Genomic DNA, 14034 nt, shown 5'->3' on the forward strand with positions numbered 1-14034 from the left:
TTGCCGACCACCCCCACGGCCCGTATCTATGTCCCAACACCCTTCAAACCCCGGGAGAGAACGATGTTCAAAGGATTAGGCCAGCTTGGCGACATGAGCAAAATGATGAAGGCCGCGCAGGAAATGCAGACCAAGATGGCCGAGCTTCAGGAAGAGATGCACAACATCACCGTCACCGGCGAATCCGGCGCGGGCCTGGTCAAGGCCGTCTGCTCCGCCAAGGGCGAGCTGAAAAGCCTCGACATCGACCCCTCGATCTTCAACTCCGACGACAAGGAAGTGGTCGAGGACCTGATCCTCGCCGCCATCAAGGACGCCCAGGCCAAGGCCTCGGAAAAGGCGCAGGAGGAGATGGGCAAGCTGACCGAGGGCATGGGCCTGCCCGAAGGCATGAAGCTGCCGTTCTGAGGCGCCCCCCGCGCTCATGAACTCCACCCGCGACATCGACGCCCTGATCGAGATGATGGCCAAGCTGCCGGGCCTGGGCCCGCGCTCGGCCCGCCGCGCGGTGCTGCACATGATCCGCAAGCGCGAGCTTCTGCTGTCGCCGCTTGCGGACCTCATGGGCCAGGTCGCCCTCACGGCCCGCGAATGCATCGTCTGCGGCAATGTCGGCACCACCGAGACCTGCGATATCTGCCTGTCGGCGAAACGCGCCAACGGCATGATCTGCGTGGTCGAGGACGTGGCCGACCTCTGGGCGATGGAACGCGCGGGCGTCTTCAAGGGCCGCTACCACGTGCTCGGCGGCACGCTTTCTGCGCTCGACCAGGTCGGCCCGGAACAGCTCCGCATCCCCCAACTCGTGGACCGCATCGAGAGGGAAAACGTCAGCGAGGTCATCCTGGCGCTGGCCGCCACCGTCGACGGCCAGACCACGGCCCATTACATCGCCGACCAGCTCGAGGACCGCGTCACCCTCACCTCGCTGGCGCAAGGCGTCCCCATCGGCGGCGAGCTCGATTATCTCGACGACGGCACCATCACCGCCGCCCTCAACGCCCGCAAGGCACTCTGATCCGCTGCTGACTCGACCTGTCCGCAACACCCCGTAGGGTGGGTGAGAACCCACCACTTTGGTGGGTGACAATCCACCACTCCGATGGGCGTGAAAGCCCACGCCCCCCAACATGACATCCCCGAACAACACCGCCCGCGCCATCCTCATCATCACCTTCGCGGTGGCGGCCCTGGCGCTCGGCGACGCGCTCATCAAGCTCTCGTCTGGCGCGATCTCGCTCTGGCAGATGTTCATCCTGCGCTCGGCCCTCGTGCTGCCCGTACTGCTGGCCTTCATGGCGCTCTTCGCGCGTCCCGCCTTCGCCCTGCGCCACCCCGGCTGGACCGGCCTGCGCAGCCTGGTCCTCGTCGCGATGTGGGTCACCTACTATGCCGCCCTGCCGCATGTGCCGCTGTCGGTCGCGGCGGCGGGCTATTACACCTCGCCGCTCTTCATCACGCTTTTCGGCGCGCTGGCCACCCGCAGCGCCATCGCCCCGCGCCATTGGCTCGCCGTGGCGATCGGCTTTGCCGGCGTGCTCCTGATCATCAAGCCTACACCCTCGGGCCTTTCGGCCTACGCGCTCCTGCCTCTGCTCGCGGCCATACTCTATGCCGTCGCCATGCTGATGACCGGAACGCGCTGCCGAGGCGAGCACCCGCTGATGCTTTCGGCGGTATTGAACGTCGCCTTCATCCTGGCGGGCGGCTTCGCCTTCGCCCTCCTGCCGGCCCCGACGGGCACGCCCGCGCCCTTCACGGCAGCATGGACAACGCTCGACGCCGCCGACTGGCGCACCATCGCGGTGCTCGCCACCGCCATCCTGATCGGCAGCATCGGCGCCGCCTATGCCTACCAGAACGGACCGCCTGCCGTGATCGGCACGTTCGACTTCACCTATGTCGGGTTCTCGGCGCTCTGGGGCTGGCTCATCTTCACCGAACGCCCCGACGCGCTCTCGTCGCTCGGCATTGCGTGCATCGTCGGCGCGGGCCTGTTGGCCATCTCGCGCCCCGCACCCGTCCCCTGATCACGCGCGCCGCCCAAGAAAAAACCGCGCCCGATCCGGGGCGCGGTTCCAATCTGTCGCGAGGTCCGACAGGCCTTACGCCTTGTCGTCGTCCTCGTCATCCTCACCGTCATCGTCCGGCAGGTTGAAGAAGCTCTCGGCGTCGTATTCCTTCTCCGGTTCCGCCTTCTCCGTGTCGTCCCCGCCCAGGCTGAACGTCTCCAGCCCCTCGATGGCCGTCGGCATCCGCGGCTCGACATCCGATTCCAGGCTCTGCTCGGTCGACAGCAGCTTGCGGCGCTCGTCATCGTCCATCGCCTGGCCTTCCTTGGCCTTCTTCGCGGCAGCCTTCTGCACGGCGGCATCCAGCTCTGTCTGCTTGCACAGGCCCAGCGCCACCGGGTCGATCGGCTGCATGTTCGAGATGTTCCAGTGGGTGCGCTCGCGAATCGTCTGAATCGTCGGCTTGGTGGTGCCCACCAGCCTGGCGATCTGCGCATCGGCCAGCTCGGGATGGAATTTCACCAGCCACAGGATCGCGTTCGGCCGGTCCTGCCGCTTCGACAGCGGGGTATAACGCGGCCCGCGGCGTTTCTCCTCGCCCACGGCGGCGGCGTTGAACTTCAGCTTCAGCCTGTGCAGCGGGTCCTTTTCCGCCTTGTCGATATCGTCCTGCGTCAGCTGGTTGTTGGCGACGGGGTCGAACCCCTTCACCCCGGCGGCCACGTCGCCATCGGCGATCCCCTGGATCTCCAGCTCGTGCATCCCGACGAAATCGGCAATCTGCTTGAAGCTGATCGTGGTGTTGTCCACCAGCCAGACGGCGGTGGCCTTGGCCATCAACGGTTTCGACATTTCTCAAAGGCTCCTTCACGCATATCTTTCCCCTCGCCTGAAACGGCGGTCCCGGGGGCCGGGACGGGTTCTCGTTGTCGGGGAACTTGGCGGGTATATAGTAGCCCCGAACACAAAAAGAAAGAGCGAACATGCGCGCGCTTTTCGCCCTGCTTTTCCTTGCCACCTTGGCCCGCGCCGACACCGACCGCCCGGACGACTTCGACTATTACGTCCTGTCGCTCAGCTGGTCGCCCACCTGGTGCGCGCTCGAGGGCGACGACCGCGCCTCGCCCCAATGCGACGCGGCGCGTGACCATGGCTGGATCCTGCACGGCCTCTGGCCGCAATACCACCGGGGCTGGCCCGAACATTGCCAGTCGCCCGAACGCCCGCCGTCCCGCGCCATGACGAACGCCATGGCCGACATCATGGGCACCTCCGGCCTCGCATGGTACCAGTGGAAGAAACACGGCACCTGCTCGGGCCTCTCCGCCCCCGCCTATTACGCCCTGTCACGAGAGGCCTACGACCGCATCACGAGGCCGGAGGTCTTTCGCAAACTGAAAAACCCGGTCAAGCTCCCTGCCTCCGTGGTCGAAGAAGCGTTCCTCAAGGCCAACCCCACGCTCGAGCCCGACGGCATCACCATTACCTGCCGCGCGGGCCGCATCCAGGAGGCCCGCATCTGCCTTTCCCGCGACCTCTCCCCGGTCCCCTGCGGCCGCGACGTGATCCGCGACTGCACGCTGGACGACGCGCTGTTCGATCCGATTCGCTAGGCGCCTGCCACGCGCCTCTGCGCCTGCGACCTTTGACACCGCGTAAAAGACCGAATTGCGGACGTAGCGGACGTCATTTTCTGACGGTGAGGAGACGCGCATCAACGGGCCGTGGTGCGGCGAACCGACGATGGTGATGGGCAATTTATGCCTGCCAGGCACATCCAACCCGAGAGCGTGGCACGTCACCAGCCAATCGCCGTGCCGGGGGACGGCCCGGCGATGCGCGGCGGTGCAGCAAGCTGCACCTGGATTCCGCGCGGGGTGCTTCGCCTCGGACGTTCGTTTTGCGGACCTTGCTGCCGTTCATGACGGAGGCGAGCGTCAGCCCCTTGGGTGGCGATCCGACGGCAACTAAGAAGCACTTTATGCCTGCCAAAGACATCCTCGGAACGATCGTTGCGCCCAGCCCCCGCCATATCGCCAGCCCGTGGGAGGGCTGACGATGGCCGGGCGCTTCGCAGCTGTTAACCGGCTCGATGTTCAAACCCAATGTCGGGCTCGAAACCACCTTTGTCTTTAGCGTCCAAAGCTCACCTGCGAAACGACCCCGCGACCACCCACTCAAAACACCCGCAGCACCAGCACCACCGCCGCCACCGGCGCCAGCAGCACATGCAGCACCATGTCGAACCAGTTGCTGCTGCCCCAGCCCATGACCCACGCCAACTGGCCCAGAACGGCCACCCCCGCCAGAAACCAGTTCCCCGTCACCAGCGCAAAAAGGCACACCGCCAGCACCATCCCCGCCACCGGCACCGGCGCATAGCCGACCCGGTACACATCCACCGGGATCACCCCGAACGCACAAGCCAGGAACGCCACGTAGGCACACAGGAACACCGCGATCTCCACGCCCGAAAACCCCGGCACGTCCCAACCAACCGACACCGCCACATGCCGCAGCGCCAGCGCCGGCAGCATCACCCCGAACGGCGCCAGCACCGCCACCGCGCCATTCACCGCCACGGTATCGCGCCACAAGACGCCAACCAGAACCGCGGCCACCAGCGCCAGCCCGGCGGCCAGCGAGGACGACAGCACCAGCCCGCTCAGCGCGAACACCACCCAGCCCAGCACCACCGCCACGCCCAAAGTCGCCCCGACGCCGCTCATTGCGCCGCCACCCAGGCACCGTTCAGCACATGCGCCCGCACCCCCGTCTTGTTCCCGACCGAATAGGCCAGCGCGATCTCGCCGCCCTCCAGCCGCCGCAACATCGGATACCGCGCCCCCGCCCCGTTCGGCGCCAGCTCCCGCAGAACCCGCCAGTTGTCCCCTTCATCCTCGGACAAGAGCAACCGCAGCCGGTCGCCACCATCCGGATCGTCATTGGCCGCCATAAGGATCCGTCCACCGCCCAACGCCAGCGCCGCCACCGGCGCGCTCGGGTTCGGCATGTCCGAGGGCACCACCTCAGACCACGTCCTGCCGCCATTTTCCGTATGGCTCACCAACAGCTTCCCCGAGGGCGCGAAATCCCGCAGCCACGCCACCGCCCGGTCCTCGCCCAAGGGCACGATCATCGGCTGAATCGGCTGACCCTCGCCCGCCATCCGCGCCGTATCCCGCACCCGGCCACCCGGTCCGAACCGCACCAGCACCCCATGCGCCGCTCCCATCTCGAAATAAGCCGGCAGCCCCACGCTCCCGTCGGCAAACGCCACCATCGGCGCCTTCACCAGGTGCGACCGGTTCAGAAACGGCGACAGGTTCAGCTTCCGCGCGGCCACAGGCCCGCCCGCCCCCATCTCCACATCCGCGACCGAGGCCATGGCCCAGCCTCCGACCGACACCACCGTGGCGAACACACGGCCCGGGACGCGCTCGTTCTCAACCGTGTTGCCCAGCGTCACCACCAGCTGAGCCGGCTCCATCGCCTCGCCCAGCGCCCCCCGCGTGATCCGCACATCCCGCCCGGCCACCTGCCAGCCCTCCGGCCCGCGCCGGACCGCGGCGCCATGTATATCCACATCCGCCTGCGCCTCCTGCGAGCCCTCGAACCACAACACGTCGAACCCGTCCCCGGTCACAACCACCGACGCCGAATGCGCCTGGCCTGCCGCGACATCGTACGCGAACACCGTCTCGAACCGCGGCACACCCGTCTCCGGCACCCTCTCCGGCACGGCAAAGCGCCAGACCGGCGGCACGTCGCGCGCCACCGCCCAGGCGCTCAGGCCGATGCTCAGCGCCATCAGGCAAAGGATGACCACCTGCGCCGCACCCATCGCCTCAGCCCACCTTCAAAACGATCTTGCCGATATGCGCGCTCGTCTCCATCCGCGCATGCGCCTTCGCGGCCTCCTCCAGCGGAAACTCCGAATCCATCACCGGCCCCACGCGCCCGGCGTCCAGCAAGGGCCAGACCTCCCGCCGCAAATCCTCCGCGATCCGCGCCTTTGCCAGCCCGCTCTGCGGCCGCAGCGTCGAGCCGGTAATGGTCAGCCGCCGCGTCATGACCTGGGTAAAGTCCATATCCACCTCCGGCCCCTGCAGAAACGCGATCTGCACCAACCGTCCCTCGTCCGCCAGCGCCGCGATGTTGCGGGGCAGGTAATTTCCACCCACCATGTCCAGGATCAGATCGGCGCCCCCGCGCACCCGCATCTCCTCCACGAAATCCACCTCGCGATAGTTGAACGCCCGCTCCGCGCCCAATTCCTCGCACACTTGGCATTTCTCGTCCGACCCCGCCGTCGCGAACACCCGCGCGCCCCGCGCCGCCGCAAGCTGAATCGCCACGGTCCCGATCCCGCTCGACCCGCCCTGCACAAGAAAGCGCTCGCCGGCCTGCAACCGCCCCCGGCCAAACACATTGGTCCACACGGTAAAGAACGTCTCCGGCAGACAGGCCGCCCGGTCCATCCCCATGCTCCCGGGCACCGGCAGGCAATGCGCGGCGTCCGTCACCACGGCTTCGGCATACCCGCCGCCCGGCACCAGCGCACAGACCCGGTCCCCCACCCGCCAGCCGGTCACGCCCGGCCCGAGCGCCGCGATCTCGCCCGACACTTCCAGCCCCGGCAACTCGCTCGCCCCCGGCGGCGGATCGTACATCCCCGCCCGCTGCAACGCATCGGGCCGGTTCACCCCGGCATAGGCCACCCGGATCACCACCTCGCCATGCCCGGGCTCCGGCCACTCCCGCTCGGCCAGCGCCAGCACCTCCGGCCCGCCCGGCGCGGTGATCTCGATAACCTTCATCCTGTCCGGCATCACCTTTCCCCCCGTCGCCCCGTCGTACCAGCCCCCCCGGAAAAAGCAACAAACGGCGCCCGCAAGCACCGCTCCGAAGACCCCAAGGCCCCACCTTTTCCTCTGGCCAAAAATATCCCTGCCGGAGGCTCCCGCGGGTGCCACCGGGCGCGCCGCCCGCCCGCACCGGGTAGGGTGGGTGACAACCCACAGCCCCGGTGGGCGACAACCCACCACTCCCACAAACGAAAAACCCGCTACCGCGTCCAGCGCCCCGGCAACCCGCCGGTCCGTCCCGGCGCCGGCTTGCGGATCTTCGAGAACACCGACAGCGGCCCGGCCATCAACCCGCTCACCAGGCGGTTCTCGCGCGCCTTTGCCTTGACGTTCTCGATCCGCATCACGTCCTCGATCCGCCGGTCCAGAAACGCCCAGGTTCGCGCGTGTCCTTCACTTTCATCCCCCAGCCAATAAAGCACCGTGGACGAATAGACCCCCGACAGGGTCGCCCGCTTCGTGTACCAGTTGACGTCATCCGAGGTATCGCCCAGCGCATCCCAGATCTTGTCGCAAGTGCCCCAGATCGCCCCGGCCCCGTCCATCGCGTGATGCGGCAGCGCAAACAGCGTCACGCCCCGGCGCACCAGTTCCTTGTCCTCCACGACCTCCAGCCGAAACCGCACCGCCGCGGCCACCTTGTCGCGAAACCGCATCTGGTCCAGCTCCGCAGCCTCCAGCCGCGCCAGCATCGCGGAGTCGCCTTCCTCGTGATAAGCCAGCGCGAGGTCGACGGCACCGCGCGGACAGGCCGCTTTCACCAGGCTGCGCGAAATGCCGGCATCCTCGGCGGCGGCACGCAGGCTCGCCTCGCTCCATCCGTCGAAGGGAACATGCGGCTTGATGCTCTCCAGAAGCCGCGCCTTGGTATCTGATGAACGCTCGGTCATGCGCTGAATGTAGGGCGGCGATCGCTCCTCGGCAACAACGCGCAATCGCCCTGGCGGACACGGTCGCGACCAGGGAACATTTGCCCGGGTGGCCCCCGGTTGCGAAACGCGAATCTGTCACGACGTCGCGTCGTTCCACCCGCGGCGGGCGCCCGCGCGCAAATTATCGCCAGCTTGACGCCCAATTTCTGCACTTTTTTGCCGGAAATATCGCCGCGCCCGCATTTGCTTGCGCTGTTTGCTGCGTCGGTCGACATACGGCGCGCCGATCACAACTACAGGGTTACAACGATGTCCGTCGCCGACAGTTACGAACGCCAGATGCTCGACCTCATCAATGCCGAGCGCACGTCGCGCGGCCTCGCGCCCCTCACGCTTGAACTGCGCCTGAACGAGGCCAGCGAGGATCACAGCGCCTGGATGGACGACACCCTGATCTTCAGCCACACCGGGGTCGACAACTCCAATCCCGGCGACCGGATGCGCGACGCGGGTTTCGTCTTTTCCGGCAACTGGACCTGGGGCGAGAACATTGCCTGGCAATCCGAGCGCGGCGCACCGGGCCTCTCGGACGACGTGGTGGACCTGCACAACGGCCTGATGAACAGCCCGGGCCACCGCGCCAACATTCTCAATCCCGACTTCGAGGTGATCGGCCTCGGCATCGAGACCGGCTTCAACCGCGGCTACGAGGCCGTCTATGTCACCCAGGTCTTCGCCCGCACCAGCGCGCCGCTGCAGCTCGACGTGGTCGCTAACGACCCGCCGCCGCCGGATGAAAACGGTCCGGACGCCGAACTGATCGGAACCGGCTCCGACAACCGCCTCGAAGGCGGCGTCGGGAACGACACGCTCATCGGCCTGGGCGGCGACGACACCCTGCGCGGCGAAGGCGGCGCAGACGAAATCGACGCGGGCGACGGCGCCGACACGGTCTATGCGCATGACGGTGATGACGAGGTGAATGGCGGGATGGGCAACGACATGCTCGACGCGGGCAAGGACGCCGACATGGTGAAGGGGGGCGTTGGTAATGACACGCTGATCGGGGCATCCGGCAACGACACGCTCTCGGGCGGGTCGGGCGACGACTCGCTCGACGGCGGCTCCGGCAAGGACCGCCTGCGCGGCGGGGCGGGCGACGACATGATCTACGGCGGCAGGGGGTCGGCCAAGGACACGCTGCTCGGCGGGGCCGGGAACGACCTGCTCGACGGTGGCAACGGCAAGGACAAGCTCATCGGCGAGGCCGGCAACGATGTTCTGCTCGGTGGCGGCGGCGAGGACGTCTTCGTGTTCACGTCCGGCGATGACGACGTACTCGATTTCGATCCGTCGCTGGCCAGGGAACGGATCGACCTTAGCGAGACCGCCGCGATCACCAGCTACTGGGACCTCATGAACGGCGGCCATATCTACCAGTCCGGCAGCGCGACCGTCATTGACGACCTCGACGGCAACACGATGACGCTCCACGATGTCTCGCTCGACGACCTGCAATCGGGCGACTTCATCTTCTGAGCCTTGCGCAGGATCCGGGCCCGCCCCCCCGCCTGAAGGCTGGACAAGCGCGCCGCGGTTTGCTAGACGGCCACTTCCTGCACTTATGCAACTTCAACCTAGAAAGGTGGTGACAACCACATGCAGGTCAGTGTTCGCGACAACAATGTCGATCAGGCGCTTCGTGCCCTGAAAAAGAAACTGCAGCGTGAGGGCGTTTTTCGCGAGATGAAGCTTCGGCAACATTTCGAGAAGCCGTCCGAGAAAAAAGCGCGCGAAAAGGCCGAGGCTATCCGCCGCGCCCGCAAACTCGCACGCAAGAAGGCCCAGCGCGAAGGTCTCCTCTGAGACTCGCCGCCAAGGCCACACGCATTGTCATGACGACCCCCGGGCACCCGCTTCGGGGGTTTGTCTTTATTTCAGGGGGCACTCCCCCGTTTTGGAATCAGCCGCCCGCGCCTATATGATGGCGCAACCCGAACCCGTTGAGATCTAGCCGATGACCGATTCTGCGCCCATCACCCAGGATGTCCTGACCATCCCCCGCAAGCTGCCCGAGGGACCGATCAACCTTGTCGGCCTCACCCGCGAAGCCCTGCGCGACACGCTCGTCGCCCACGGCACCCCGGAAAAGCAGGCCAAGATGCGCGTGAACCAGATCTGGCAGTGGATCTACCAGTGGGGCGTGCGCGACTTCGCCGCCATGACCAACCTCTCCAAGGCCTACCGCGCCGAGCTGGCCGAGAAATTCGTCATCGAGATCCCCGAGATCGTCGACCGCCAGGTCAGCGCCGACGGCACCCGCAAGTACCTGGTGCGAATCGCCGGCGGCCACGAGGTCGAAACCGTCTATATCCCCGAGGAAGACCGCGGCACGCTCTGCATCTCCTCCCAGGTCGGCTGCACCCTCACCTGCTCCTTCTGCCATACCGGTACGCAGAAACTGGTGCGCAACCTCACGGCCGGCGAGATCATCGGCCAGGTCATGCTGGCGCGCGACGATCTGGACGAATGGCCCAAGCCCGGCGTCGGCATGGGCACGGACGGCCCGCGCCTTTTGTCGAATATCGTGCTGATGGGTATGGGCGAGCCGCTCTACAATTTCGACAATGTCCGCGACGCCATGAAAATCGCGATGGACGGCGAAGGCATCGCGCTTTCCCGCCGCCGCATCACGCTGTCCACCTCCGGCATCGTGCCCGAAATTCACAAGACCGCGCAGGAAATCGGCTGCATGTTGGCCGTCAGCTTCCACGCCACCACCGACGAAGTGCGCGACAGGCTGGTGCCGATCAACCGCAAATGGAACATCGCCGCCCTTCTGGACGCTCTGCGCGCCTATCCCAAGGCCAGCAATTCCGAGCGGATAACGTTTGAGTACGTCATGCTCAAGGACGTCAACGACAGTGACGCGGACGCCCGCCGCCTCGTGAACCTGATCAAGGGCATCCCGGCCAAGATCAACCTGATCCCGTTCAACGAATGGCCCGGCGCCCCGCACCAGCGCTCCGACTGGGACCGGATCGAGAAATTCGCCGACATCATCTACAAGGCCGGCTACGCCTCGCCCATCCGCACGCCAAGGGGCGAGGACATCATGGCCGCCTGCGGCCAGCTCAAATCCGCCACCGAACGCCAGCGCAAGCCCCGCCGCGAGATCGAGGCCGAGGCCGGCCTGTAGGGCGGGGTTCCACCCCGCCTGCCCGCCGACCGCTCGCACACCCCCAAAAGACTGGAATACCAATATGGCCCGCGATGTCGAACTGCTTCTCTGCCCCGTCAACCTGCGCCATGTCGAAACCAACACCAACGCCTATGACGAGGCCGTCGCGATGGCCCGGCGCCGCAATGCCAGGCTCATCGTGGCCACCGTCGCCCCCGAAATGGAGCGGAATCTCAACATCCGCGACTCCGAGGCCTACTGGTCCCAGCAACTGGCGAAGTTCGTCAAAGACAACCCCGCCGAGGGCGTGGAGGTCGAGACCATCGTGCGCAAGGGCGCGGTGCACCGCCAGATCGTCAGGCTGGCCTGCGAGCGCAAGGTCGACGTCATCGTCATGAACTCGGCCAACCCCAAGGTGCAGGATTACCTGCTGGGCACCACCGCCAGCCACGTCGTCACCCACGCCGAATGCTCGGTGTTTGTCGTGCGCGCCTGATCTCGCGCGCGCGCAAACGCCCCGGCAAGCTCAAGGTTGCGGTCAGGGATGACAGTGCTAAGTGTCTGACAAACCAAAGACCAGCACTGGACGATCGATGTTTCTTCTGACCCGTATCCTGTTCGTGGCCGCGCTCGGCCTGGTTTTCCTGGCGCCGGCCAGCGCACAGGAGGCCGACGTGCCCTCCGCCGAGGCGCAGCAACTTATCGATCTTCTCGAAAATCCCGAGGCCCGCGAGGCGCTGATCCAGTCGCTGCGCGGCGCCGCGGAGACCACCACGAACGAGGTCGTCGACCCGGAGGAAGACACCTCCGTCGGGCGCCAGCTGGCCGACTTCACCAAGTCCTTCTTCGAGACCGCTGCCAATTCCATCGGTGCCGCCTTCGGCGCGGTCATCGCCCTGCCCAACACGCTCATGGCGCTGGATGGCGGCAATCTCGACGTGCTGTGGGAGGCGCTTCAGGCGCTGGCCCTCGTCATAGCGGTCACCGTCGCCGCCTACCTTCTGCTGCGCGCCGGGGCGCGGCTGATCTATCGGCGCATGGGCGACAAAGCCCATGACTGGGGCTTCGTGCGAACGCTTGCCGTGGTCATCGCCACCACCCTCATCGACGTGCTGGTGGTCCTCGCCGCCTGGGGGCTGGGCTATCTCGCCGCGCTCTACTTCTACGGCGAAACGGGCGTCATAGGCCTGCGTCAGACGCTTTATCTCAACGCATTTCTCATCGTCGGACTGGCCAAGGTGGCCATCCGTGCCGTCCTGTCGCCCACCACGCACGAGTTGCGCTTCATCGCGATCTCCGACAAGGCCGCCCGGCGCATGTCGGCATGGTTCAGCAACATCGCCTCGGTCATCGGCTACGGCCAGCTACTGATCGTGCCCATCGTCAACCGGCAGGCCTCCTACGCCGCCGGGCGGGGCATCTCGACCCTTCTTGCCTTCGTCGCCATCGCCATGGCCGCCATCCTGGTGGTCCGCTCACGCAAGGAGGTCACCGGCTGGATCCTCGGCCCCACCCCCGAAGAGCGGCCCAGCGCCCTGCGCTTCATCGCGCGCAACTGGTACATTCCCGTGCTGCTCTACCTCGCCGGCCTCGCAGTGATCGTGGCCGCCCGGCCCGATGGGCTGATCCTGCCGCTGCTGCTGAACTCGGCACAGGTGGTCGGCATCATCGTGCTGGGCATCCTGCTCTCCGGCGGGCTCTCGCGCTTCGCGTCGCGCGGAATGCACATGCCGCTGAACGTCAGCAGCCGCATGCCGACGCTCGAGCCGCGCATAAACTCGCTTCTGGGTCGCGTGATCCAGGTCGTGCGCATCTTCATCGTGATCGGCGTGCTGGCCTTCGCGCTCGATGCCATCGGCCTCTGGGACATCTCCGGCTTCATGCGCAGCGAGTTCGGGGTCCGGGCCGCCGGCGCCATCGTCAGCATCGCGTTCATCCTGCTGACCGGCGCGATCCTGTGGCTGGCGCTGGTGTCCTGGGTCGACTATCGCCTCAACCCCGAGTTCGGCACCGCCCCCACCTCGCGCGAGATCACGCTACTGACGCTTCTGCGCAATGCGGCGACCATCGCGCTCATGGTCATCATCCTGATGTTCGTTTTGGCCGAGCTTGGCGTCGATATCGCGCCGCTCATCGCGTCGGCCGGTGTGCTGGGCCTCGCCATCGGTTTCGGTGCGCAAAAGATGGTGCAGGACATCATCACCGGCATCTTCATCCAGTTCGAGAACGCCATCAACGTGGGCGACGTCGTCACGCTGGGCGGCACCACCGGCACGGTCGAGAAACTGACCATCCGCTCTGTCACCCTTCGCGACCTGCACGCCGTGGTCCACGTGATCCCGTTCTCCTCCGTGGACATGGTTTCGAACTACGTGCGCGACTATTCCTACTTCGTCGCGGATGTGGGCATCGCCTACCGCGAGAACGTCAACGAGGGCAAAGAGGCCATGGTCGACGCCTTCGAGGAACTGTGCACGACCGAGGCCGGCGAAAACATCACCGGCGAGTTCGAATGGTTCGGGGTGCAGTCGCTGGGCGACAGCGCCGTGGTGCTGCGTGCCCGGATCAAGACCGTGCCGGGCACGCAATGGGGCATCGGCCGTGCCTATAACGAGATCTGCAAGCGGATCATGGACGAACGCGGGATCGAGATCCCCTTCCCGCACCAGACCGTCTATTTCGGCGAGGACAAGGTCGGAGCCGCCACCCACCTGCGGCTGGAACATCAGACGGTCGACACCAAACCCGCCGAAACGTCCGACCAGCCGCCGGCGAAGGACACCAAGAAGACCCCCGATCCCCATCTCGACATGAAAGACGACCCCGACACCTGACGGGGTCGGCGCACCCGCCATGCCCGGCGTTATTTAAGCAGAAAATGTTCCGGAAACTTGCGCATTCTCCGGGCGGCACCGTGCGGTCCGTTAACCCGGCAAACCTGCGAAAACGGCACCGTCGCGATACCACCTAAATACCGACGCGATACCGACGCGCGATTTCGGTGATCGGGGCGGCGGTTAACCAATCTGTCGGCAATTTGCAGAAATCTTTTCCGCGCCACATTTCGGGACGATTGTCGCCACTTCGCAGAATTATCCCCG

14 protein-coding genes are annotated in these 14034 nt (G+C 66.1%); 9 read left to right on the top strand and 5 right to left on the bottom strand.

All coding sequences use genetic code 11. The annotated features are described in order from the left end of the window. Positions 1–63: 63 nt before the first annotated feature. The 3 genes from RBB31_RS07340 (at position 64) to RBB31_RS07350 (ending at position 2030) form a co-directional block, all read left to right on the top strand. The gene (locus tag RBB31_RS07340) at positions 64–408 is read left to right on the top strand and encodes a YbaB/EbfC family nucleoid-associated protein (protein ID WP_057792999.1); all 345 of its coding nucleotides are present in this window, start codon (positions 64–66) and stop codon (positions 406–408) included. A gap of 16 nt (positions 409–424) precedes the next feature. Then, entirely contained in the window at positions 425–1018 is a 594-nt protein-coding gene (recR, locus tag RBB31_RS07345; RefSeq protein WP_306128631.1) for a recombination mediator RecR, read from the top strand. A gap of 112 nt (positions 1019–1130) precedes the next feature. Next, the gene (locus RBB31_RS07350; RefSeq protein WP_306128632.1) at positions 1131–2030 is read left to right on the top strand and encodes a DMT family transporter; all 900 of its coding nucleotides are present in this window, start codon (positions 1131–1133) and stop codon (positions 2028–2030) included. 75 nt (positions 2031–2105) lie between these two features. Here the strand turns inward: RBB31_RS07350 and RBB31_RS07355 are convergent, their stop codons facing one another. Beyond that, complete coding sequence (locus tag RBB31_RS07355; protein WP_306128633.1) at positions 2106–2864, bottom strand: DUF1013 domain-containing protein; 759 nt, start codon at positions 2862–2864, stop codon at positions 2106–2108. Between the two features lie 131 nt (positions 2865–2995). On the opposite strand from RBB31_RS07355, the gene RBB31_RS07360 reads away from it, so the two are divergent. Next, the gene (locus tag RBB31_RS07360; RefSeq protein WP_306128634.1) at positions 2996–3625 is read left to right on the top strand and encodes a ribonuclease T2; all 630 of its coding nucleotides are present in this window, start codon (positions 2996–2998) and stop codon (positions 3623–3625) included. A 564-nt stretch (positions 3626–4189) separates the two neighbouring features. Here the strand turns inward: RBB31_RS07360 and RBB31_RS07365 are convergent. From RBB31_RS07365 to RBB31_RS07380, 4 genes are all read right to left on the bottom strand, one after another. Next, a complete protein-coding gene (locus RBB31_RS07365; RefSeq protein ID WP_306128635.1) occupies positions 4190–4741 on the bottom strand; it encodes a hypothetical protein in 552 nt (183 codons plus the stop codon). Continuing rightward, positions 4738–5856, bottom strand: coding sequence for an exo-alpha-sialidase (locus RBB31_RS07370; protein ID WP_306128636.1), 1119 nt, complete (start codon positions 5854–5856; stop codon positions 4738–4740). Before RBB31_RS07370 ends, RBB31_RS07365 begins: the two co-directional genes overlap by 4 nt. A gap of 4 nt (positions 5857–5860) precedes the next feature. Then, entirely contained in the window at positions 5861–6844 is a 984-nt protein-coding gene (locus RBB31_RS07375) for an NAD(P)H-quinone oxidoreductase (RefSeq protein WP_306128637.1), read from the bottom strand. A 236-nt stretch (positions 6845–7080) separates the two neighbouring features. Next, a complete protein-coding gene (locus tag RBB31_RS07380; RefSeq protein ID WP_306128638.1) occupies positions 7081–7770 on the bottom strand; it encodes a COQ9 family protein in 690 nt (229 codons plus the stop codon). A gap of 291 nt (positions 7771–8061) precedes the next feature. Between RBB31_RS07380 and RBB31_RS07385 the strand changes: the two genes are divergently transcribed. From RBB31_RS07385 to RBB31_RS07405, 5 genes are all read left to right on the top strand, one after another. After that, the gene (locus tag RBB31_RS07385) at positions 8062–9291 is read left to right on the top strand and encodes a CAP domain-containing protein (RefSeq protein WP_306128639.1); all 1230 of its coding nucleotides are present in this window, start codon (positions 8062–8064) and stop codon (positions 9289–9291) included. A 120-nt stretch (positions 9292–9411) separates the two neighbouring features. Then, entirely contained in the window at positions 9412–9618 is a 207-nt protein-coding gene (gene rpsU, locus RBB31_RS07390; protein ID WP_007818122.1) for a 30S ribosomal protein S21, read from the top strand. 151 nt (positions 9619–9769) lie between these two features. Then, positions 9770–10951, top strand: coding sequence for a 23S rRNA (adenine(2503)-C(2))-methyltransferase RlmN (rlmN, locus tag RBB31_RS07395; RefSeq protein ID WP_306128640.1), 1182 nt, complete (start codon positions 9770–9772; stop codon positions 10949–10951). A 64-nt stretch (positions 10952–11015) separates the two neighbouring features. Next, positions 11016–11429, top strand: coding sequence for a universal stress protein (locus RBB31_RS07400; protein ID WP_306128641.1), 414 nt, complete (start codon positions 11016–11018; stop codon positions 11427–11429). A 97-nt stretch (positions 11430–11526) separates the two neighbouring features. Continuing rightward, a complete protein-coding gene (locus RBB31_RS07405) occupies positions 11527–13767 on the top strand; it encodes a mechanosensitive ion channel domain-containing protein (protein ID WP_306128642.1) in 2241 nt (746 codons plus the stop codon). The last annotated feature ends 267 nt before the right edge of the window (positions 13768–14034 follow it).

It is taken from the genome of Roseovarius sp. MMSF_3350 (genome assembly GCF_030733425.1).
GTDB lineage: Bacteria > Pseudomonadota > Alphaproteobacteria > Rhodobacterales > Rhodobacteraceae > Roseovarius.